At 71.3% G+C, this 20,150-nt stretch carries 19 protein-coding genes and 1 riboswitch; of the genes, 5 read left to right on the top strand and 14 right to left on the bottom strand.

The window, feature by feature from the left end; translation table 11 throughout:
- Positions 1-215: 215 nt before the first annotated feature.
- Positions 216-560 (bottom strand): DUF1330 domain-containing protein, encoded by a 345-nt coding sequence (locus IH80_RS0116745; RefSeq protein WP_030961289.1) that lies wholly within the window; start codon positions 558-560, stop codon positions 216-218.
- A gap of 94 nt (positions 561-654) precedes the next feature.
- On the bottom strand, positions 655-1,692 hold the full coding sequence (locus IH80_RS0116750) for a GlxA family transcriptional regulator (RefSeq protein WP_078906576.1): 1,038 nt from the start codon (positions 1,690-1,692) through the stop codon (positions 655-657).
- A gap of 127 nt (positions 1,693-1,819) precedes the next feature.
- Here IH80_RS0116750 and IH80_RS0116755 point away from each other — a divergent pair, with 127 nt between their 5' ends.
- Positions 1,820-2,743, top strand: a complete 924-nt coding sequence (locus IH80_RS0116755; RefSeq protein WP_037880203.1) for an NADP-dependent oxidoreductase — start codon at positions 1,820-1,822, stop codon at positions 2,741-2,743.
- 9 nt (positions 2,744-2,752) lie between these two features.
- Here IH80_RS0116755 and mnmA read toward each other — a convergent pair whose 3' ends face one another.
- Positions 2,753-3,886 carry a tRNA 2-thiouridine(34) synthase MnmA gene (gene mnmA / locus IH80_RS0116760; RefSeq protein ID WP_030961292.1) on the bottom strand — a complete coding sequence of 378 codons (1,134 nt, stop codon included), beginning with the start codon at positions 3,884-3,886 and terminating at the stop codon, positions 2,753-2,755.
- A 69-nt stretch (positions 3,887-3,955) separates the two neighbouring features.
- Here mnmA and IH80_RS0116765 point away from each other — a divergent pair, with 69 nt between their 5' ends.
- Positions 3,956-4,621, top strand: a complete 666-nt coding sequence (locus IH80_RS0116765; RefSeq protein WP_030961294.1) for an N-acetylmuramoyl-L-alanine amidase — start codon at positions 3,956-3,958, stop codon at positions 4,619-4,621.
- A 13-nt stretch (positions 4,622-4,634) separates the two neighbouring features.
- Here IH80_RS0116765 and IH80_RS0116770 read toward each other — a convergent pair whose 3' ends face one another.
- The 11 genes from IH80_RS0116770 to IH80_RS0116820 form a co-directional block, all read right to left on the bottom strand.
- Positions 4,635-5,798, bottom strand: a complete 1,164-nt coding sequence (locus IH80_RS0116770) for a cysteine desulfurase family protein (RefSeq protein WP_030961295.1) — start codon at positions 5,796-5,798, stop codon at positions 4,635-4,637.
- A 108-nt stretch (positions 5,799-5,906) separates the two neighbouring features.
- Positions 5,907-6,761 carry a thioesterase family protein gene (locus tag IH80_RS0116775; RefSeq protein ID WP_030961296.1) on the bottom strand — a complete coding sequence of 285 codons (855 nt, stop codon included), beginning with the start codon at positions 6,759-6,761 and terminating at the stop codon, positions 5,907-5,909.
- Positions 6,762-6,807: 46 nt separating this feature from the next.
- Positions 6,808-7,464 carry a trimeric intracellular cation channel family protein gene (locus tag IH80_RS0116780; protein WP_030961298.1) on the bottom strand — a complete coding sequence of 219 codons (657 nt, stop codon included), beginning with the start codon at positions 7,462-7,464 and terminating at the stop codon, positions 6,808-6,810.
- A gap of 265 nt (positions 7,465-7,729) precedes the next feature.
- Positions 7,730-8,836 carry an ABC transporter ATP-binding protein gene (locus IH80_RS0116785; RefSeq protein WP_030961299.1) on the bottom strand — a complete coding sequence of 369 codons (1,107 nt, stop codon included), beginning with the start codon at positions 8,834-8,836 and terminating at the stop codon, positions 7,730-7,732.
- Positions 8,833-9,963 (bottom strand): ABC transporter ATP-binding protein, encoded by a 1,131-nt coding sequence (locus tag IH80_RS0116790; protein WP_030961300.1) that lies wholly within the window; start codon positions 9,961-9,963, stop codon positions 8,833-8,835. Before IH80_RS0116790 ends, IH80_RS0116785 begins: the two co-directional genes overlap by 4 nt.
- Positions 9,960-10,958: an ABC transporter permease gene (locus IH80_RS0116795; RefSeq protein WP_030961301.1), complete on the bottom strand. Its 999-nt coding sequence runs from the start codon at positions 10,956-10,958 to the stop codon at positions 9,960-9,962. Before IH80_RS0116795 ends, IH80_RS0116790 begins: the two co-directional genes overlap by 4 nt.
- Positions 10,959-11,090: 132 nt before the next feature.
- On the bottom strand, positions 11,091-12,872 hold the full coding sequence (locus tag IH80_RS0116800) for an ABC transporter substrate-binding protein (protein WP_030961302.1): 1,782 nt from the start codon (positions 12,870-12,872) through the stop codon (positions 11,091-11,093).
- A 74-nt stretch (positions 12,873-12,946) separates the two neighbouring features.
- Positions 12,947-13,942 carry an ABC transporter permease gene (locus tag IH80_RS0116805; protein WP_030961304.1) on the bottom strand — a complete coding sequence of 332 codons (996 nt, stop codon included), beginning with the start codon at positions 13,940-13,942 and terminating at the stop codon, positions 12,947-12,949.
- Between the two features lie 463 nt (positions 13,943-14,405).
- Entirely contained in the window at positions 14,406-15,146 is a 741-nt protein-coding gene (locus IH80_RS0116810; protein WP_030961305.1) for an enhanced serine sensitivity protein SseB C-terminal domain-containing protein, read from the bottom strand.
- Positions 15,147-15,239: 93 nt separating this feature from the next.
- On the bottom strand, positions 15,240-15,974 hold the full coding sequence (locus IH80_RS0116815; protein WP_030961306.1) for an enhanced serine sensitivity protein SseB: 735 nt from the start codon (positions 15,972-15,974) through the stop codon (positions 15,240-15,242).
- Between the two features lie 101 nt (positions 15,975-16,075).
- Positions 16,076-16,729: an AAA family ATPase gene (locus IH80_RS0116820; protein ID WP_030961308.1), complete on the bottom strand. Its 654-nt coding sequence runs from the start codon at positions 16,727-16,729 to the stop codon at positions 16,076-16,078.
- A gap of 205 nt (positions 16,730-16,934) precedes the next feature.
- Positions 16,935-17,038: riboswitch (glycine riboswitch) on the top strand.
- A gap of 171 nt (positions 17,039-17,209) precedes the next feature.
- On the opposite strand from IH80_RS0116820, the gene gcvT reads away from it, so the two are divergent.
- The 3 genes from gcvT to glyA all read left to right on the top strand — a co-directional run bounded on the left by gcvT (position 17,210) and on the right by glyA (position 20,081).
- The gene (gene gcvT / locus IH80_RS0116825; protein WP_030961310.1) at positions 17,210-18,325 is read left to right on the top strand and encodes a glycine cleavage system aminomethyltransferase GcvT; all 1,116 of its coding nucleotides are present in this window, start codon (positions 17,210-17,212) and stop codon (positions 18,323-18,325) included.
- Between the two features lie 103 nt (positions 18,326-18,428).
- Positions 18,429-18,809: a glycine cleavage system protein GcvH gene (gene gcvH / locus IH80_RS0116830; RefSeq protein WP_030846773.1), complete on the top strand. Its 381-nt coding sequence runs from the start codon at positions 18,429-18,431 to the stop codon at positions 18,807-18,809.
- A gap of 15 nt (positions 18,810-18,824) precedes the next feature.
- On the top strand, positions 18,825-20,081 hold the full coding sequence (gene glyA, locus IH80_RS0116835; RefSeq protein WP_030961311.1) for a serine hydroxymethyltransferase: 1,257 nt from the start codon (positions 18,825-18,827) through the stop codon (positions 20,079-20,081).
- Positions 20,082-20,150: the final 69 nt, after the last annotated feature.

Below are 20,150 nucleotides of genomic sequence, written 5' to 3' on the forward strand. Positions count from 1 at the left end.
CGGCCGGGACCGTTGGACGGCCGCCCGGTCGGCTGGTGGCCGACCGGAATCGTGTCCCACGACGGACGCATGGCCGCGGGCCGGCCGGGATGGACGGTGGATTTCTGGGTCCTCCGGGCCACCGAGCAGGTCGAGGTCGAGGCCGACGGCGCCGGAGGAGGAGCCCCGGCGCTCGTGCCCGTCGGGGGCCGATCAGGAAGGTGCCCGGTTGCCCGTCAGAGGCCGGCTTCGGCGCGCAGGCGGGCGGCCCTCTGCGCCGCGTCGTAGTCGGCCGGGACGCCCTCGACCAGGACGGCCTCGCCGGCTATGTGGTCCGTCCGCAGCGGCAGGATGGCCTGGTAGGCATCGGAGGCGTACCAGGCGCGGGCCCGCTCGATGTCGGGGAAGCCGATGACGACGACGGTTCCGGGGAAGGGGCCCTCCAGGACCTCGACCTCCTTGCCGTGCACGAGGAAGCGGCCGCCGAAGGGGTCCATCGTCGACTGGATGGCCTCGATGTAGGCGAGGACGTCCTCGTTCATCGTCTCGGGGCGGAGGTGGGCGATGGCGTACGCGGTCATGGTCTTCTCCCCTGTCGATGCCGAACGGTCCGCCGGTGCGGGCCGTCGGTCCGATGCTGTCAGCGCGCGGCCGGGGTGGCGATTACCTCCCAGGTCATGCCGGGGCGGCGGGCTGGAAGGTGCGGCGGTAGGCGATCGGGGAGACGCCGAGGGACGCGCGCATGTGCTGGCGCAGGGAGTTGGCGGACCCGAAGCCCGACCGGTGGGCGACGAGGTCGACCGGGAGGTCGCTGGATTCGAGCAGGTGACGGGCCGCCTCCAGGCGCTGGGCGGTGAGCCACTGCACCGGGGTCATGCCCACCTCGTCGCGGAAGCGCCGGGTGAAGGTGCGCAGGCTCATCCGGGCGTGGGCGGCGAGCTCGGCGAGGCTGACCGGTTCGGCGAGGCGTTCCAGGGCCCAGGCGCGGGTGGCGGTGGTGGTGGCGACGGTGGGCTCGGGGACGGGCCGGTCGATGAACTGGGCCTGCCCGCCGTCGCGCCAGGGCGGTACGACGCACATGCGGGCGGCCCGGTTGGTGACGGCGACGCCGTGGTCGCGGCGGATCAGGTGGAGGCACAGGTCGACTCCGGCGGAGACTCCGGCCGAGGTCAGGACGTCGCCGTCGTCGACGAACAGGACGTCCTCGTCGATGCGGACCCGAGGGTAGGCGCGGCGGAACTCGTCGGCGAGGTTCCAGTGGGTGGTCGCGGGGCGGTCGTCGAGGAGTCCTGCGGCGGCGAGCACGTAGGAACCGGAGCAGATCGACACCAGGCGGGTGCCGGGGCGGATGCCCGCGATGGCCTCGGCGACCGCGGCCGGCAGCGGCCCGCCGCGGGCGAGCTCGGGCATGGCGTGGGTGGGCGGGACGATCACGGTGTCGGCGGCGGCGAGGGCCTCGGGTCCGGCGGCAGGCTGGAGGGTGAACCCGGAGTCGCTGGCCACGGGGGCGCCGTCGGAGGTGCAGACGACGACCTCGTACAGGGCTTCGCCGCCGTCGTCCACGGCGCTGCCGAAGACCCGGGAGGGTATGCCCAGCTCGAACGGGGGGAAGCCTGGCAGGGCCAGCACCGCGACCAGGTGCCGGCCGTCCGTGCCGTTCCCGGGGCGGGTCGTGTCCTCGGCGTGTTTGTGGTCCTCGCGCTCGTCACCCATGGCCAGATCCTGTCACATAGTGGCCAAACGGCCAACACCATGGTGGTGCGCGGTGCCCGAGTCTGGGACACGTCGCCGGGAAACGGCCCGGTATCGGACGCAAACGAACGGAATGAGGCGGACTGAGATGCGCGCGATCGTCGTCAACGAGTGGGGCGGCCCGGAGAACCTGGTCGAGCGGGAGATCGAGCGGCCGGATCCGGGTCTGGGCGAGGTCCTCGTCCGGGTCCACGCGGCGGGCGTCAACCCGGTCGACTGGAAGACCCGCGCCAGCGGCGCCCTGATCGCCTGGGGCGAGACCCCGATCGTGGGCTGGGACGTCTCGGGCACCGTCGAGGCGGTCGGCCCCGGCGTGACCCTGTACGCCCCCGGCGACGAGGTGTACGGCATGCCGCACTTCCCGCGTCAGGCGGGCGGCTACGCCGAGTACGTGGTGGCCCCGGCGCGGCACTTCGCCCGCAAGCCCGGCTCCCTCGACCACGTGCAGGCGGCGGCCCTGCCGCTGGCGGCGCTCACCGCCTGGCAGGCGCTGGTGGACACGGCCGGCGTCACGGCCGGCCAGCGGGTGCTCGTGCACGCGGCGGCCGGCGGCGTCGGCCACCTGGCGGTGCAGATCGCCAAGGCGCGCGGCGCGTACGTGATCGGCACCGCCAGCGCCGCCAAGCACGACGTACTGCGCGGGCTGGGCGCCGACGAACTGATCGACTACCGCTCGGTGGACTTCGCCGAGGCGGTGTCGGACGTCGACGTCGTCCTGGACGCGCTGGGCGGAGAGACCGCCGAGCGCAGCCTGAAGGTCCTCCGGCCCGGCGGCCACCTGATCTCGCTGCCCGGCCCGGACTCCGTCCCGGCGGACGCCGACGGGGTGAACGCGGCCTGGGTGCTGGTCGACCCGGACCTCAAGGGGCTGGAGGCGATCGCGGACCTGGCGGACAGGGGCCTGCTGAAGCCGCTGGTCGAGACGGTGCTGCCGCTGGCGGACGCCGCCCGGGCCCACGAGATCGGCGAGCAGGGCCGGACCACCGGCAAGATCGTCCTGGCGGTGGTCTGACCCGGGCCCTCAGACGGCTGCGGCGGCCCGCGTCGTCGTCGCGATGGTGGCGGAGCCGACCACGCGGGTGCCGTCGTAGAGCACGATCGCCTGGCCCGGGGCCACGCCGCGGACGGGCTCGGTGAAGGACACGCGCAGCTCGCCGTCCACGACCTCGGCGAAGACCTCGGTCTCGCCGCCGTGGGCGCGCAGCTGCGCGGTGTAGGTGCCCGGGGCGGCCGCCTCGGCACCGCACCAGCGGGGACGGATCGCGGTGAGGGCGCTGACGTCGAGGGCCTCGACGGGGCCGACGGTGACGGTGTTGTTCACCGGGGAGATGTCGAGGACGTAGCGCGGCTTGCCGTCGGGGGCGGGGTGGCCGATCCGCAGGCCCTTGCGCTGGCCGATGGTGAAGCCGAAGGCGCCGTCGTGCGTGCCGACCTTCTCGCCGGTCGCCCCGTCGACGATGTCCCCCTCGGCCTTGCCGAGGCGGTCGGCGAGGAAGCCCTGGGTGTCGCCGTCGGCGATGAAGCAGATGTCGTGGCTGTCGGGCTTCTTCGCGACGGCCAGGCCGCGCTCCTCCGCCTCGGCGCGGATCTCGTCCTTGGTGGTGAGGGTGTCGCCGAGCGGGAAGAGGGCGTGGGCGAGCTGCTTCTCGTCGAGGACGCCGAGGACGTACGACTGGTCCTTGGCCATGTCGGAGGCGCGGTGCAGCTCGCGGGAGCCGTCCTCCTTGACCACGACGGTGGCGTAGTGCCCGGTGCAGACGGCGTCGAAGCCGAGGGCGAGGGCCTTGTCGAGCAGCGCGGCGAACTTGATCTTCTCGTTGCAGCGCAGGCAGGGGTTCGGGGTGCGCCCGGCCTCGTACTCGGAGATGAAGTCCTCGACGACGTCCTCGCGGAAGCGCTCGGCGAGGTCCCAGACGTAGAAGGGGATGCCGATGACGTCGGCGGCGCGGCGGGCGTCGCGGGAGTCCTCGATGGTGCAGCAGCCGCGGGCGCCGGTCCGGAAGGACTGCGGGTTGGCGGAGAGCGCGAGGTGGACGCCGGTCACGTCGTGCCCGGCTTCGACGGCTCGGGCGGCGGCGACGGCGGAGTCCACTCCGCCGGACATGGCGGCCAGGACGCGAAGGGGGCGGTCGGTGCGCGGCAGGTTCTCAGTCATAGCACCGTCCAGGGTACGGGGGAACCGAGCGGGGTCACAGCGCGTTATCGGGTCAGGGGGGTGGATCACATGACCGAGCAGGGGAACACCGGGTCGAAGCCGAAGAGCCGCACGCGCCGTGCGGTGCTGTTCGGTGGTCTCGGGGTGGTGGCCGCGGCCGCGGTGGCCGGGCGGGACGAGATCAGCCGTGCGTGGTGGCTGCTGCCGGGGGTGGCCAAGCCGCGCAAGGAGGGTGAGATCGACCACGCGGGTGCGGGGTGGACCGCGGCCTCGCCGGCGAACTGGCGGATGGCGGACCGGCCCGACGACTACCGGGTGGACCGGATCGTCGTGCACGTCACACAGGGCGGCTTCCAGTCCTCCGTGGACGCCTTCAGGAACCCGTGGCACAAGGCTTCGGCGCACTACATCGTCCGCGGCGACGGACACGTGGAGCAGATGGTGCGCGAGCTGGACGTGGCCTTCCACTCGGGCAACCGCTCGATGAACGAGCGCAGCGTCGGCATCGAGCACGTCGGTTTCGTGGACCGGCCGAAGGACTTCACGGACGCCATGTACGCGGCGTCGGCCCGGCTGGCCGCCGACATCTGCCGCCGGTACGACTTCCCGGCGGACCGGGGGCACATCGTCGGGCACTCGGAGGTACCCGGCGCCGACCACACGGACCCGGGCGACCACTGGGACTGGGACCGCTACATACGCATGGTCCGGGAGGCCCTGGCCGCTTCGGCCTGAGCCTCCCGCACGCTCAGCTGAGGCCTGCCGTCCGGGCGCGTTCGACGGCCGGGCCGATGGCGGCGGCCAGGGCGGCTACGTCCTCCTTGGTGGAGGTGTGGCCGAGGGAGAAGCGCAGGGTGCCGCGGGCCAGCTGCGGGTCGGTGCCGGCCGCCAGCAGGACGTGGCTCGGCTGGGCGACGCCCGCGGTGCAGGCCGAGCCGGTGGAGCACTCGATGCCCTGGGCGTCGAGCAGGAGCAGCAGGGAGTCGCCCTCGCAGCCGGGGAAGCTGAAGTGGGCATTGGCCGGAAGCCGCTCTTCCGGGTCGCCTCCGAGGACGGCGTCGGGCACGGCTGCCAGGACGGCGGCGACCAGTTCGTCGCGCAGGGCGCCGATCTCGGCGGCGAACTGCTCGCGCCGCTCGGCGGCGAGGACCGCGGCCACCGCGAAGGCGGCGACGGCGGGCACGTCGAGCGTGCCGGAGCGGACGTGCCGCTCCTGGCCGCCGCCGTGCAGGACGGGTACGGGGCTCTGGTCGCGGCCGAGGAGCAGCGCTCCGATGCCGTAGGGGCCGCCGATCTTGTGGCCGCTGACGGTCATGGCGGCGAGACCGCTGTCGCCGTAGTGGACGTCGAGCTGCCCGAAGGCCTGGACGGCGTCGGAGTGCAGCGGGATCCCGGCCTCGCGGGCGATGTCGGCCAGTTCGCGGACCGGCATGACGGTGCCGATCTCGTTGTTGGCCCACATGACGGTGGCCAGGGCGACGTCCTCGGGGCCGCGCTCGACGGCCTCGCGGAAGGCGTCGGGGTGGACGCGTCCGTAGCGGTCCACGGGCAGGTAGTCGACCTGGGCGCCCTCGTGCTCGGCGAGCCAGTGCACGGCGTCGAGCACGGCGTGGTGTTCGACGGGGCTGGCGATGATCCGGGTCCGCGCGGGGTCCGTGTCCCGCCGGGCCCAGTAGAGGCCCTTGACGGCGAGGTTGTCGGCCTCCGTGCCACCCGCGGTGAAGACCACCTCGCTGGGGCGGGCGCCGATCGCCTCGGCGAAGGCCTCGCGGGCCTCCTCGACGGTACGGCGGGCCCGGCGGCCGGCGGCGTGCAGGGAGGAGGCGTTCCCCGTGGCGGCGAACTGCGCGGTCATCGCCGCGGCGGCCTCCGGCAGCATGGGGGTGGTGGCGGCGTGGTCGAGGTAGGCCATGATCCCCCGATTCTAGGCGCCCGCCCCCGCCCTTCCGCCCGGCGGGACCCCATCCGGCCGGGGCGCGGGGCTCGTACCCGCGTCCGCCGCTCCCCGGCCGGGCGCTCGTCACATGCGCAGGGCGCGCGCCAGCTGGCGGGACTGGGCCACGAGGTGGTCGGTGGAGTCCCAGACCTCGGCGTCCTCCTCCAGGAAGCCGCCGGCCAGGTTGCGCGTGGTGATGGAGATCCGCAGCGGACCCGGGGCCGGGCGGCGGCGGATGTGGGTGGTGAGCTCCACGGTCGGGGTCCAGGCCACCAGGCCGAGGTCGAAGGCGGTCGGCGGCAGCGCGTCCACCGCGAGGAGCATGGAGAGAGGGTCGGCGTGGCGGCCGTCGGCCAGCTCGAACCAGGCCCGCATCTCGCCCTTGCCGGAGGGTGCGCCGACGGCCCAGCCCGCCGTCGCCGGGTCCAGCCGGAGCCGGAGCCGGTCCACGATGGCGGAGCTGCCGGGGATCGGCGCGGGGCCGGCCTCGGGGCCGATGCAGTTCTCGTAGGAGGGCATGAGCGGCGGCACGGCGACCGTCCGCACGTCGTCGGGAAGGGACGCGAGGTCGCCGTAGGAGGCGAGGACGCGGATGCGCTCGACCTCGTTCCCGTGCTCGTCGTACTGGAAGAGCGACGCCTGGCCGGTGGAGAGGGTGCGGCCGACCCGGACGACCTCGGTGCGGACCACGGCGGGGCCGGGCACGGAGGAGGTCAGGTAGTGCGCGGACACCGTGAAGGGGTCCGGGTGCGGGAGGGCCGCCGCCAGGGCCCGGCCGACCAGGGCCAGCAGGTAGCCGCCGTTGACGGCGGCGATGATCGTCCAGCCGGCGGAGAGCTCCGCGTCGTACACGCCGGGCTCGTCCGCGCGTTCGGTGATGGCGGTGTCGCGGTCGAACTCGCTGTCGCCGATGGATGCCTGGGCAGCTGCATATGACATGGAACGACGGTACACCGGCTTGCTACTAAGCGGTAGCTTTCTCTTGTTACGGCTCTTCGGCCACCGAGGAGCGCCGGTTCCAGGCCAGCGGAGCCCGCCAGTGGTAGCGCATGGCGAGCAGCCTCAGGACGAAGGTGGTGACGATCGCCAGGGCGGTGGTGATCGCGTTGAGCGACTCCAGGGCGATGGAGACGGCGACCATCGCGGCGCCGACGGTGGCGGGCACGGCATACATCTCGCGGTCGCGCAGCAGCGAGGGCACCTCGTTGACCAGGACGTCGCGCAGCACGCCGCCGCCGACGGCCGTGGCGAGGCCCAGCGCGGCGGACGCGGTCAAACCGAGGCCGTACTCGTAGGCCTTGGTCGTGCCCGTGACGCAGAACAGAGCGAGGCCGGCGGCGTCGAAGACGTTGATGGCCCGGTTGATCCGCTGGACCTCGGGGTGCAGGAAGAAGACGAACGCGGCGGCGACGAGCGGGGTGACGAAGAAGCTCAGCTCGCCGAAGGCGGCCGGCGGGACGGCGCCGATGACCAGGTCGCGGAAGAGGCCGCCGCCGAGGGCCGTGACGAGGGCGAGGACGGCGATGCCGAAGACGTCGAAGTTCTTGCGGACGGCGAGCAGGGCGCCGGAGGTGGCGAAGACGAAGATGCCGGCGAGGTCCAGGGCATGCTGGACCCCCGGCGGGAAGAGATCGTGGAGCACCGGGCCATTGTCGCCTGCGGCGGGCTCGGCGGAATGCGGGGCGCCGCCGCCGCGGCCGGGTGCGGGTCGGAGATTCGGGGCTCCGCCCCGGACCCCGCGCCTCGGGACTCGGGCGAGGCCGGGATCGGCCGGTGGAGCGGAATTGCCCAGCGGGGCAAGGATCGGCCGGTGGAGCTGGGGTTTACCCGGCGGGCCGGTACGGGCGGGCCGGGTTCGGCCGGTCGAGCCGGTACGGGCGGGCCGTTGCGGCCCGCCCGTACTCGGGTCACTCCGTCGCCGTGGTCACCGCGTCCGACGCGCCCGGCAGGGGCTTGTCGCCCGGGGCCTGGTCGGGGGCGTTCTCCGGGTGGTGGCAGGCCACCTGGTGGCCCGTCTTCAGCGCCAGCAGCGGCGGCTCCTGCGTCGCGCAGATCTGCGTCGCCTTCCAGCAGCGCGTGTGGAAGCGGCAGCCGCTCGGCGGCGAGATCGGGGACGGCACGTCGCCCTTGAGCAGGATGCGGCCGCTCTTCGCGCCCCGCCGCCTGGGGTCCGGTACCGGCACGGCCGACATCAGGGCCGTCGTGTACGGGTGCATCGGCTCCCCGTACAGCGACTTGTTGTCGGCGAGCTCGACGATCTTGCCGAGGTACATCACCGCGATGCGGTCCGAGACGTGCCGGATGACCGAGAGGTCGTGCGCAATGATCACGTAGGTGAGGCCGAGCTCCTCCTGGAGGTCGTCCAGCAGGTTGACCACCTGGGCCTGGATCGAGACGTCCAGCGCCGAGACGGGCTCGTCCGCGACCACCAGCTTCGGCTTGAGCGCGAGGGCCCGTGCGATGCCGATGCGCTGGCGCTGGCCGCCCGAGAACTCGTGCGGGTAGCGGTTGTAGTGCTCCGGGTTGAGGCCCACGAGCGACAGCAGCCGCTGGACCTCCGCCTTGAGCCCGCCCTCCGGGGTGACGTTCTGGAGCTTGAACGGGGCGCTGACGATGGTGCCCACCGTGTGGCGCGGGTTCAGCGAGCCGTAGGGGTCCTGGAAGATCATCTGCACGTCACGGCGCAGCGGGCGCATGCCCGCCACCCCCAGGTGCGTGATGTCCTTGCCCTCGAACTCGATCCGGCCGGCGGTCGGTTCGAGCAGCCGCGTGATCAGCCGGCCCATGGTGGACTTGCCGCAGCCGGACTCGCCGACGATGCCGAGGGTCTCACCGCGCCGGACGTCGAAGTCGAGGCCGTCGACGGCCTTCACCGCGCCGGACTGCCTGCGCAGCAGCCCCTTGGTGATGGGGAAGTGCTTGGTCAGGCCGGTGACCTTGAGCAGCGGCTCGGGAGAGTCCGTGGCCTGTGCCGGAAGGGTGACGGCGGGATCCGTCTTCTTGGTGTCGGTCACAGCTTCGGCGCAATCTCTTCGGTCCAGATCCGGGTCCGCTCCTCCTGCGACATGTGGCAGGCGGACCAGTGGCGGGTGCCGTCCTGCCCGGCGTCGTCCGTCGCCGTGAGCTCGGGGCGCACGGTGCGGGTGACGTCGCCCTTGGGCACGTCCGCGTACGGGCAGCGCGGGTTGAAGGCACAGCCGCTCGGGATGTTGATGAGGCTGGGCGGCGAGCCCTTGACCGGGATGAGGCGCTCGGTCTGCTCACGGTCGATGCGCGGCATCGAGCCCAGCAGACCCCAGGTGTAGGGGTGCCGCGGCTCGTAGAAGACCTTCTCGGCGGTGCCCCGCTCGACGCACCGGCCGCCGTACATCACGAGGAGTTCGTCGGCCATCTCGGCGACCACGCCGAGGTCGTGCGTGATCATGATGACCGCGGAGCCGAACTCCTTCTGGAGGTCCCGGATCAGGTCGAGAATCTGGGCCTGGACGGTGACGTCCAGGGCGGTCGTCGGCTCGTCCGCGATGAGCAGTTCGGGGTTGTTGACGAGCGCCATCGCGATCATCGCGCGCTGGCGCATGCCGCCGGAGAACTCGTGCGGGTAGCTGTCGACCCGCTTGTGGGGCTCCGGGATGCCGACGCGGTCGAGGAGTTCGACGGCCCGCCGGCGGGCGGCCTTCTTGTCGACCTTGTGGTGGACCCGGTAGGCCTCGGCGATCTGCTTGCCGACGGTGAAATAGGGGTGCATCGCGGACAGCGGGTCCTGGAAGATCATCGCGATCTCCCGGCCGCGCAGCCTGCGCACCTCGTCCTCGTCGGCGGAGAGCAGTTCCTTCCCGTCGAGCCAGATCTCGCCGGAGATCCGGGCCCGCTGGCGGCCGTACTGGCCCACGCGGTGCAGGCCCATGATGCCCAGCGAGGTGACCGACTTGCCGGATCCGGACTCGCCCACGATGCCGAGGGTCTTGCCCTTCTCCAGGGTGAAGGAGAGGCCGTCGACCGACTTGACCAGGCCGTCCTCGGTCGGGAAGTGCACCTTGAGGTCGCGGACGTCGAGGAAGGCGGTGGAGCCCGGCGACCCGTCGTAGGGCTGGTTGAGCGCTCCGGTCCGTGCGGTCTCTCCGGTCTTGGTCGGGTCGGTCATGACAGCCTCACTCGGGGGTCGATCACCGCGTACAGGAGGTCAACGATGAGGTTCGCGGCGACGACGAAGAACGCGGAGATCAGGGTGATGCCCAGGATGACCGGGAGGTCGTGCTCGCTGATGGCGCGCACCGCGCTGTATCCCAGGCCGTGCAGCGAGAACGTGTACTCGGTCAGGACCGCGCCGCCCATCAGGGCACCGAGGTCGAGGCCCAGGACGGTCAGGATCGGCGTCATCGTGGAGCGCATGGCGTGCTTGCCGATGACGACGGGTTCCGTCAGGCCCTTGGCGCGGGCGGTGCGGATGTAGTCCTCGTTCAGGACCTCGAGCATGGTCGCGCGGGTGAGCCGCGCGTACATCGCCGCGTAGAGGAAGGCGAGCGAGACCCACGGCAGGATCATGCCGTTGAACCACTTGGCCGGATCCTCGGCGAAGGTCGCCTCCGGCCGTCCGAACCAGCCGAGCTGGTCGGAGAAGAGGGCGATGACGAGCATGCCCGTGAAGTAGATGGGGAGGGAGACGCCGGCGAGGGCGACGCCCATGGCCGAGCGGTCCAGGACGCTGCCGCGCTTGAGTGCGGAGATCACGCCGGTGGCGACACCGCCGGCCACCCAGAGGACGACCGCGCCCAGGGCGAGGGAGAGCGTGACCGGGAACCAGTCCAGCAGCAGCGGCCAGACCTCCTGCTCGGTCTTGAAGGAGTATCCGAAGCAGGGCGCGGCGCAGTGCGTGACGTCGGAGCCGTTGGCGTACGTGCGACCCGCCACCAGCCCGACGACGAACTTGCCGAACTGGACGAGGATCGGGTCGTCGAGACCCATCTTCTGCCGGATGCCCTCGATGGCGATGGGGTCGGACTGCTTGCCCACGAAGTACAGGGCAGGGTCCGTCCCGATCAGCTTCGGGAAGAGGAAGAAGATTCCGAAGGTCACCAAGGTGATGACCAGCAGCATGACGAGGACGGCGAAGATCCGTCGGATGAGGTATGCAAGCACTGCGCTCGGCCTGGCTGCGGCCCGGGGGCGCCCTCTTCTGGAGAGCGCCCCCAAGCCGTAGCCGCGGCCATCACCTGCCCTTCGTGCCTAGCGGGTGTGGCACTGGAACACTGGAACTGGACTGATGGACCGTTACTTCACGACACCGAGGGACGCGTAGTCGTAGCGGCCGTTGTAGGCGTCGGTGGTGTAGGCGTTCGTCAGCCGGGTGCTGCGCCAGGTGATCGTCTTGTCGTAGACGAAGGGCAGGTAGACCGCGGCCTCGGAGACCTTCTGGTTCATCTGCTTGTAGATGTCGCCGGCCTTGGCCGGGTCGGTCTCCGCGATGGCCTGGTCGAACAGGGCGTTGATCGCCGGGTCGTTCAGCTCGGAGAAGTTGTTGTTACCGCTCTGCAGGATGAAGCGGCCGTCGACCAGCGGCTGCGAGAAGCCCTGTCCGGTCGGGAAGTCGGCGCCCCAGCCCATGATGATGATGCCGTAGCCCTTCTCCTTGACGACCTTCGGCGAACCGATGATGCCGGAGGTCTGGGCGCCGTCGAACTGGTCGACGTCGGCCTCGATGCCGACCTGCTTCAGGGCGTTCTGGAGGGAGACGGCCGTGGCGACCTCGACCGGCTTGTTGTTGCGGACGGCGATGGTGGTCTTGAAGCCGGTCTCCTTGCCGCAGGCCTTGAGGGCCTCCTTGGCCTTCTCGAGGTTCGGCTTGCCGTCGTTCTTCAGGACCTCGTACGGGTCGTACTTGGCGTCCGAGCCCTTGATGCCCAGCGGGAGCATGTTGGGGGCGATGTCGCCACCGGCCTGCGGGCCGCCGCGGGCGGTCTGCAGCGACTTCTTGTCGGCGGCGTAGATGACGGCCTTGCGGCACTCGATGTTGTCGAACGGCGCGACGGTCTGCGGCATGACCGCGTACCGGATGAAGCCGGTCTGGCCGTTGTCGAGGTTGCCCTTGTGGTCCTTCAGCGCGGTGGCGCGGGCCGCCTGGCCGATGCCGGTCGCGTTGATGTCGAGGTCGAACTCGCCGTTCATCAGGCGCTTGTCCATGTCGTCCGCGTTCGCCATGAACGTGACCGAGATGGTGTCCGGGAGCGCCTTGCGGATGGTGTCCGACTCGGGCTTGTAGTTCTCGTTGCGCGAGAGCTTCATGCTCTTGTTCGGCTCGTACGAGTCGATCTTGTACGGGCCGTTGGAGAAGGGCTTGAGGCCGTACTTGGCGGCCGTGTCCTTGTCCTGCTTGACCGGGCTCGCCGCCGGCATCGCCAGCATCTGCTCGAAGTCGCCGTTGGGCGTCGGGAGCCTGAAGATGATGGTCTTCGCGTCCGGGGTCTCGATCGCCTTCAGGCCGAGCTTGTCCGGAGCGGTGTCCTTGTACGGGCCCGGGTACTCGGCCTTCGGGTCGAGCACCTGCTGGAGGTAGACCGGACCGCCGGAGATGACGTCCTGCGCCCAGGTGCGCTCGATGCCGTACTTGATGTCCTGGGCAGTGACGGGCGAGCCGTCCTCCCAGGTCACGTTGTCCTTGAGGGTGTACTTGTAGGTCTTGCCGCCGTCGCTGATCTCGGCCTTGGCGGTGGCGAGGTCCGGGACGAGCTCGGTGCTCTCCTTGCCGGGGCCGGGCTTGAAGCTGATCAGCTGGCGCGTGTAATAGCGGGAGAAGTCCCACATGAAGCCGTAGTAGCCGCGCTGCGGGTCCCACGAGTCGGCGTCCTGGGTACCGACGAACTTCAGCTCGCCGCCCTTCTTGTCCGACGCGTTGGCGACCTTCTCGATGCCCGCGTTGAAGCCGCTGCCGGAGCCGGCGGCCTTGTCGTCCTTCTTGTCGGCCCCGCCGCCACAGGCGGTCGCGGTGAGCATGGCCGCGAGCACGACGGCCGTGCCGGCGGCAAGTCTGCGCTTCGACGTGCGATGGGTAGTCACGATGCTCGCAACCCTCCGTTGTAGTTCCGGTGTACGTACGGCACGAGGCCGGTTCCTGGTTTGCCCTGCGGTGGCTAGCGGGAGCCCTTCGGGTCGAGGGCGTCACGGACGCCGTCGCCGAAGAGGTTGAAGGCCAGCACGGTGATGAAGATCGCTACGCCGGGGAAGATCATGAAGAGCGGATCGTCCTCGTAGGTCCGCACGGCCGTGGCGAGGGTCTCCCCCCAGGACGGCGTGGGCGGCTTGACGCCGACTCCGAGGAAGCTCAGCGCCGCCTCGGTCAGCACGTTGGTGGGGATCATCAGCGTCGCGTAGACGGTGATGGGCGCCACCAGGTTCGGGAGCAGTTCGCGGAAGAGGATGTAGAAACGTCCCGCGCCGAGGCTGCGCGCGGCCTCGACGTACTCGCGCTCGCGCAGCGAGAGGGTCTGGCCCCGGACGATCCGGCCGATGTACGGCCAGCCGAAGAAGCCGATCACCATCACCAGGACGGCGATGCGCAGGCCCGAACCCTCGAAGCCCCAGAGCTTGTTCGGGATGACGGAGATCAGCGCGATGATGAAGAGCAGCTGCGGGAAGGCCAGCAGCAGGTCCATGACCCGGCTGATGGCCGCGTCGACCCAGCCGCCGAAGTAGCCGGCGACGATGCCGAAGAAGGTGCCCAGCGAGACCGCCACGAAGGCGGACAGGAAGGCCACCAGCAGCGAGATCCGGGCGCCGTAGACGATGCGGCTGAAGACGTCGCGGCCGTTGACCGGCTCGACGCCGAGCAGGAAGTCGCCGCTCATGCCGCCCCAGTCGCCGAGCGGGAGGCCCAGCAGCGGGTCGAGCATGTCCTCGTGCAGCTCCTCCGGCGGATGCCCGAAGGCCTTGACGATCAGCGGCGCGAAGATCGCGACGACGATCAGCAGGAGCACGATGACACCGCCGGCCAGGGCGACCTTGTCGCGCTTGAGGCGCAGCCAGGCGATCTGCCACGGCGAGCGCCCCTCGATCGCCTTCTGCGGAACTTCGGGGGCGGCCACGGCTGCGGGCTCGGCCGCGCCGGTGTCGTGCAGTGGTGCCGTCATCGTGGTGGGGACCCCTCTCGGCCGACGGTGGCCGGCCCATGCCCGCCGCTGTGGCGGCTTGGTTCAATCGGCGTCGCTGGTGGTGCGATTGGCGAGAAATGTGCCGGAAGTGCACGTGAAGAGCTGGTGCTTGCGAGATGGACCGGCCTTCGGTGGGGGGAGTCTTCAACGCCCTCTCAATCGCCCGCCAGACCCCCCGGGGATGTGATGCGCAACCGTGATCTGCGCCTACACCTTCCGTTATCCGAACCGCCAGATCTGTTGAGCGGTGAAACAGCGCATGTTCGGCGCGGAACGGACATCCGGCCCAACTGCCCTTTCGGGCATGGATCTTGGGCGTATTCAGCGGATATGCCGAAGGCCGCACCGATGGTTCCGGTGCGGCCTTCGAGAGGGATGTCTCACTATGCGAATGTGATGCCGCTGGCTCCCGCAGGTCTGCGGAGCACCCCGGCGGACCGGTTCAGTAGGCCGGCGCCTGGCCCTCGCGGTCGTAGAAGGGCCGGGTCTGCGCCCGCAGCCACATCGCCACGGGATCGTGTTCGTCCGCCAGCGCCACGGTGCACACCGGGACGCCCTCGGGGACCGCCCCGACGGACTGGCGCATCATCTCCCGTACGGATTCCAGCGCGGGCGCGGAGGCGTCGTACAGGTCCAGCCCGACCGCGAGGTACGGGGACCCCAGCGCCGGCTGCACCCAGGCGCGGCGCAGCGACCGTACGGCCGCGGTGCGGTGCGCGTGCTGGGTCAGCAGCCCGTAGAACTGGGGCAGCTCGATGCTGGGCTCGGACAGCCGCAGCGGGCCCGCCGGCATCCGGTCCAGGCCGGTCGCGATACGGCGCAGGTCCGCCCACGGGACGCCGAGACCGCCCCCCTGGACGTGCGGGTTGAGCCACAGGCCCCAGCGGTCCGGGTAGAGGGCGCGGGCGATGTCCCGCCCGGTGACGACCTCGTAGCCCCGGTTCCAGCCGCTCGCGGCCAGTTCCTGGGGGGAGGTGACGCAGGGCGCGTAGCCGAGGCCCTCGACCTCCATGCCGCCGTACTGGGCGTCCGGTGAACCCGGCTGCCCCTGCCACAGCAGCATCCACAGGCGCCCCTCGGACAGGGCGTGCAGCAGTGACTCGTAGCTCTCGTAGCGCCCGGGGGTCACCTGGCGCATCATGTGCTCGACCTGCCCGGCCGCGGCCGTGCCTGACGCACTCACCCGGTACCCCTCTTCGTCCGCCCGTCGCTCCACGCGTGCTTACCCGCCGGCACTCATGCGTGCGGCCGGGAGATGTAACCAGCTTAAGCGGCCCTACGCGAGGTAGAAGGGGCGTACGCGCTCACGAATCCAGTCCGTGACCGGGTCCTGGGCCGCGTCGAGGAGGATCAACTGCACGGGCCAGGGCGCCGGAACCCGGGCCAGGGCCCTTCCGAGCGCCTCCATCGGGGCCCCTCGCATCTGCGGTTCCCATCCCACCAGTCGGACACCGACGAACAGTTCCGGGTCCCCTCCCTCGACACTGGCGAGGCAGCGGTGCGCCGCGGCGACGACGCCGGTGGCCCGGAACTCCTCGCCGGCGGCGGCCAGGAAGTCCACCGGGTCGTCCTGCCAGTCGGGCTCGAAGAGCCGTACGCGGCCGCCGGTGGCGGGACCGTCGAGCGCGCTGCGCCCGGCGCGGCAGAGCTCCGCGACGGCCGGCGGGGGCAGCGGGACGCCGACGGCGCCCTCCGGATTGACCGCGATGCCGAGCTGCGGGGGCAGCCCCCGGGCGAACTCGACCGCCGGGGCCACCGCGAAGTCCATGCCGGGACCGACACAGGCGAGGAACTGGGCCTCGGAGCTGTAGACGGGCACGTACGCCGCCCCTCCGATGTCCATGGTGGGCAGGTCCAGGCCGGCCGCGTCCGGGCCGCCCCCGCCCGGCAGCGGGACCCATACCTGGCTGCGCCCGAGCACCTCCAGGATCCGGCCTCCGGCGTCCGGCTGCCCGAGCGCCGCCCCGAGCACCTGCTCCAGCTCATTCCCCGGCCAGCCGCTGCCCTGCATCCGCCCCTGCCCCTGTCTGGTCCGCACGTGCGCTCCCGCGCGTGTCGCCCCGCAGGGTACCGGCCGCCGGGCGGGCGCCGCCGCCGGGGCTCCGGGTGCGGTCAGTCCCGGAAGCCGATCCCCGTCACGGCGGCGGCCGAGCAGCGGTCCAGCAGGGTCGCCGAGGCGCAGCCGGCGGGCGGGCGGCCCGCCTCGGCGTCGCGCAGCAGGCGGCCGACGGCGCCGCGGTGGCGGGCGAAGGCGTAGGCGGACACCCTGCGGCCCCGTGCGGCCTGGCCGGAGAGGGCTTCCTCGGGGCTGCTGTCGAGGAGGACGAGGTGCAGTGCCCGGCCCCGGCGGCGGGCGGCCGCGGCGAGCAGGCCGCGCACCCAGCTCTGGGTACCGCAGTCGTGGACGACCACGGAGGCGCCGGAGCGCAGGATCCGGTACAGGCCCCAGTAGTGGGCGGCACGTACCAGCGGGCGGTACACCGCGTACGGCAGCGCGGCAGGCATCCGGCGCTCCCAGCGCTCCCGGGTGTCCTGGGAGTCGATGGCCCCGCCCTCCGGCGCGGCCCGCTTGATCAGCGTGCTCTTGCCGCCGCCGGGGAGACCGGAGACGACGACGATGTCGCCCTCGGCGAAGCCGAGCCGCCGGGGTCCGCGCAGCGCCGGGCCGCGCAGGTCGCGTACGAGGCCGCCGTCCGCCGTCCTCCTGCGCTCACGCGCGCCGCGCCGCTGCACCGGCACCGCGTCCACGGTTCCCGTCGTCGTCACCGGTCCGAATCTCCGCACAGTGCTCGCCTCCCCCGAATCGGGTCACCAGGACCCTTCCCCACTGAGTGTAAAGAGACGGTAATCGGCATGTCCGGTTCCGCTCCGCCCGCTCGGATGGGCGTACGAACTTTCGGACCCCGACCCCCGATCACGGACATGCCGTGCAATGATGTGCGCCATCTGGACCAACTGCATACCGGCCGCTTGAATCCGCGCGGGAGAGTCCCGGCACGCCGCAAGGCCGTGCGCGGGCGCCGAAGGAGCAAGAACCTCCCTTGAATCTCTCAGGCCCCGTACCGCGTGGATGAGGCAGATCTGAAAAGCGAGCTGCGCGGCAGCTCCACCCAAGGTGCAAGTCGGGGTGACCGGCGATCGGACGATCGGCGGAACTCTCGGCGAACCTCTCAGGTTCCGATGACAGATGGGGAGGAACGTCCTCGTCATGTCATGTCGATGCCCTGGGACCCGGGAGCCACACCCATGAGCACTGCCCCCCGCCTGACCGCCCTCGATGCGCTGCACCGCTCGCTCGGTGCGACCATGACCGATTTCGCGGGCTGGGACATGCCGCTGCGGTACGCCAGCGAGCGCGACGAGCACAACGCCGTCCGGACCAAGGCCGGTCTCTTCGACCTGTCCCACATGGGCGAGATCACGCTGACCGGACCGGAGGCCGTCAAGGCCCTGGACTACGCGCTGGTCGGCAACATCTCGACCGTCGGCGTCGGCCGCGCCCGCTACACGCACATCTGCCAGGAGGACGGCGGGATCCTCGACGACCTGATCGTCTACCGCCTCGGCGAGACCGAGTACATGGTCGTCGCCAACGCCTCCAACGCCCAGGTCGTCCTCGACGCCCTGACCGAGCGTGCCGCCGGCTTCGACACCGAGGTCCGCGACGACCGCGACGCCTACGCGCTGATCGCGGTGCAGGGCCCGGAGTCCCCCGGCATCCTGGCCTCGCTCACCGACGCCGACCTGGACGGCCTGAAGTACTACGCCGGCCTGCCGGGCACCGTCGCGGGCGTGCCCGCGCTGATCGCGCGTACGGGCTACACCGGCGAGGACGGTTTCGAGCTGTTCGTCGCCCCCGAGCACGCCGTGGAGCTGTGGCAGGCGCTGACCAAGGCCGGCGAGGGCGTCGGCCTGGTCCCGGCCGGCCTGTCCTGCCGCGACACCCTGCGCCTGGAAGCGGGCATGCCGCTGTACGGGCACGAGCTGACCACCTCCCTGACCCCGTTCGACGCGGGTCTGGGCCGGGTCGTGAAGTTCGAGAAGGAAGGGGACTTCGTCGGCCGCGCCGCCCTGGAGGCCGCCGCCGAGCAGGCCGCGACCAAGGCGCCGCGCAAGCTGGTCGGCCTGATCGCCGAGGGCCGCCGCGTCCCGCGCGCCGGCTTCGCCGTCACCTTCGGCGGAGAGGTCGTCGGCGAGGTCACCTCGGGGGCCCCCTCCCCGACGCTGGGCAAGCCGATCGCGATGGCGTACGTGGACGCGGAGCACGCCGCGCCCGGCACCTCCGGCGTCGGCGTCGACATTCGCGGTACGCATGAGCCGTACGAGGTCGTGGCGCTGCCGTTCTACAAGCGGCAGAAGTAACCCTCCGCGCACCACGTCCGCCGTCGGGGCCACCGCACGGCGCCGTCTCAGTACCCAAGACCGCAGTTCGTATCCACTCCCCCGCATCCAGGAGAATCAGGCCATGAGCAACCCCGAGAAGCTGCGTTACACCAAGGAGCACGAGTGGCTGTCGGACGTCGTGGACGGCGTCGCGACGGTCGGCATCACGGAGTTCGCGGCCAACGCGCTCGGTGACGTCGTCTACGCCCAGCTCCCCGAGGTCGGCGACACCGTGACCGAGGGCGAGACCTGCGGCGAGCTGGAGTCGACCAAGTCGGTCAGCGACCTGTACTCCCCGGTCTCCGGCGAGATCGTCGAGGCCAACCAGGACGTCGTCGACGACCCGGCGCTCGTGAACACCGCCCCGTTCGAGGGCGGCTGGCTGTTCAAGGTCCGTCTCTCCGAGGAGCCCAAGGACGCGCTCTCCTTCGAGGAGTACACCAAGCTCACCGCCGGTAACTGACCCCAGGGGACCCTGATGTCTGTACTGAACACCCCTCTCCACGAGCTCGACCCCGACGTCGCCGCCGCCGTCGACGCGGAGCTCGTGCGCCAGCAGTCCACCCTGGAGATGATCGCGTCGGAGAACTTCGCTCCGGTCGCCGTCATGGAGGCCCAGGGCTCGGTCCTCACCAACAAGTACGCCGAGGGCTACCCGGGCCGCCGCTACTACGGCGGCTGCGAGCACGTCGACGTGGTCGAGCAGATCGCGATCGACCGCATCAAGGCGCTGTTCGGCGCCGAGGCCGCGAACGTCCAGCCGCACTCCGGTGCGCAGGCGAACGCCGCCGCGATGTTCGCGCTGCTGAAGCCGGGCGACACGATCATGGGCCTGAACCTGGCCCACGGCGGTCACCTGACCCACGGCATGAAGATCAACTTCTCCGGCAAGCTCTACAACGTGGTCCCGTACCACGTGGACGAGTCCGGCCAGGTGGACATGGCCGAGGTCGAGCGCCTCGCCAAGGAGTCCAAGCCGCAGCTGATCGTCGCCGGCTGGTCCGCCTACCCCCGCCAGCTCGACTTCGCCGCCTTCCGCCGCATCGCGGACGAGGTCGGCGCGTACCTGATGGTCGACATGGCGCACTTCGCGGGCCTGGTCGCCGCCGGTCTGCACCCGAACCCGGTGCCGCACGCCCACGTCGTCACCACCACCACGCACAAGACCCTCGGCGGTCCGCGCGGCGGTGTCATCCTGTCGACGCAGGAACTGGCCAAGAAGATCAACTCCGCGGTCTTCCCCGGTCAGCAGGGCGGCCCGCTGGAGCACGTGATCGCGGCCAAGGCCGTCTCCTTCAAGGTCGCGGCCTCCCCCGAGTTCAAGGAGCGCCAGGAGCGCACCCTGGAGGGCGCGAAGATCCTCGCCGCCCGTCTGGTCCAGGACGACGTCAAGGCCGTGGGCGTGGACGTCCTCACCGGCGGCACCGACGTGCACCTGGTCCTGGTCGACCTGCGCAACTCCGAGCTGGACGGCCAGCAGGCCGAGGACCGCCTCCACGAGGTCGGCATCACGGTCAACCGCAACGCCATCCCGAACGACCCGCGGCCTCCGATGGTCACCTCGGGTCTGCGGATCGGTACGCCGGCCCTCGCCACCCGCGGTTTCGACGCCGAGGCCTTCACCGAGGTCGCCGAGATCATCGCGCAGGCGCTGAAGCCGACGTACGACGCCGAGGGCCTCAAGGCGCGCGTCTCGGCGCTCGCCGCGAAGTTCCCGCTGTACCCCTCGCTCTAGCGGTGGGCGTGGAAGGGCCCGGCCTGGTCACCGCACAGGGCCGGGCCCTTCCCCCTTTCCCCCTCCTCC

It is taken from the genome of Streptomyces sp. NRRL S-378, from assembly GCF_000720645.1.
Classification (GTDB): Bacteria; Actinomycetota; Actinomycetes; order Streptomycetales; family Streptomycetaceae; genus Streptomyces.

Excerpts from the sequence above, each read along its gene's own strand:
- IH80_RS0116745 (WP_030961289.1), bottom strand. The coding sequence starts at position 560 with ATGACCGCGTACGCCATCGCCCACCTCCGCCCCGAGACGATGAACGAG.
- IH80_RS0116750 (WP_078906576.1), bottom strand. The coding sequence starts at position 1,692 with ATGGGTGACGAGCGCGAGGACCACAAACACGCCGAGGACACGACCCGC.
- IH80_RS0116755 (WP_037880203.1), top strand. The coding sequence starts at position 1,820 with ATGCGCGCGATCGTCGTCAACGAGTGGGGCGGCCCGGAGAACCTGGTC.
- mnmA (WP_030961292.1), bottom strand. The coding sequence starts at position 3,886 with ATGACTGAGAACCTGCCGCGCACCGACCGCCCCCTTCGCGTCCTGGCC.
- IH80_RS0116765 (WP_030961294.1), top strand. The coding sequence starts at position 3,956 with ATGACCGAGCAGGGGAACACCGGGTCGAAGCCGAAGAGCCGCACGCGC.
- IH80_RS0116770 (WP_030961295.1), bottom strand. The coding sequence starts at position 5,798 with ATGGCCTACCTCGACCACGCCGCCACCACCCCCATGCTGCCGGAGGCC.
- IH80_RS0116775 (WP_030961296.1), bottom strand. The coding sequence starts at position 6,761 with ATGTCATATGCAGCTGCCCAGGCATCCATCGGCGACAGCGAGTTCGAC.
- IH80_RS0116790 (WP_030961300.1), bottom strand. The coding sequence starts at position 9,963 with ATGACCGACCCGACCAAGACCGGAGAGACCGCACGGACCGGAGCGCTC.
- IH80_RS0116805 (WP_030961304.1), bottom strand. The coding sequence starts at position 13,942 with ATGACGGCACCACTGCACGACACCGGCGCGGCCGAGCCCGCAGCCGTG.
- IH80_RS0116815 (WP_030961306.1), bottom strand. The coding sequence starts at position 15,974 with ATGCAGGGCAGCGGCTGGCCGGGGAATGAGCTGGAGCAGGTGCTCGGG.
- gcvT (WP_030961310.1), top strand. The coding sequence starts at position 17,210 with ATGAGCACTGCCCCCCGCCTGACCGCCCTCGATGCGCTGCACCGCTCG.
- gcvH (WP_030846773.1), top strand. The coding sequence starts at position 18,429 with ATGAGCAACCCCGAGAAGCTGCGTTACACCAAGGAGCACGAGTGGCTG.
- glyA (WP_030961311.1), top strand. The coding sequence starts at position 18,825 with ATGTCTGTACTGAACACCCCTCTCCACGAGCTCGACCCCGACGTCGCC.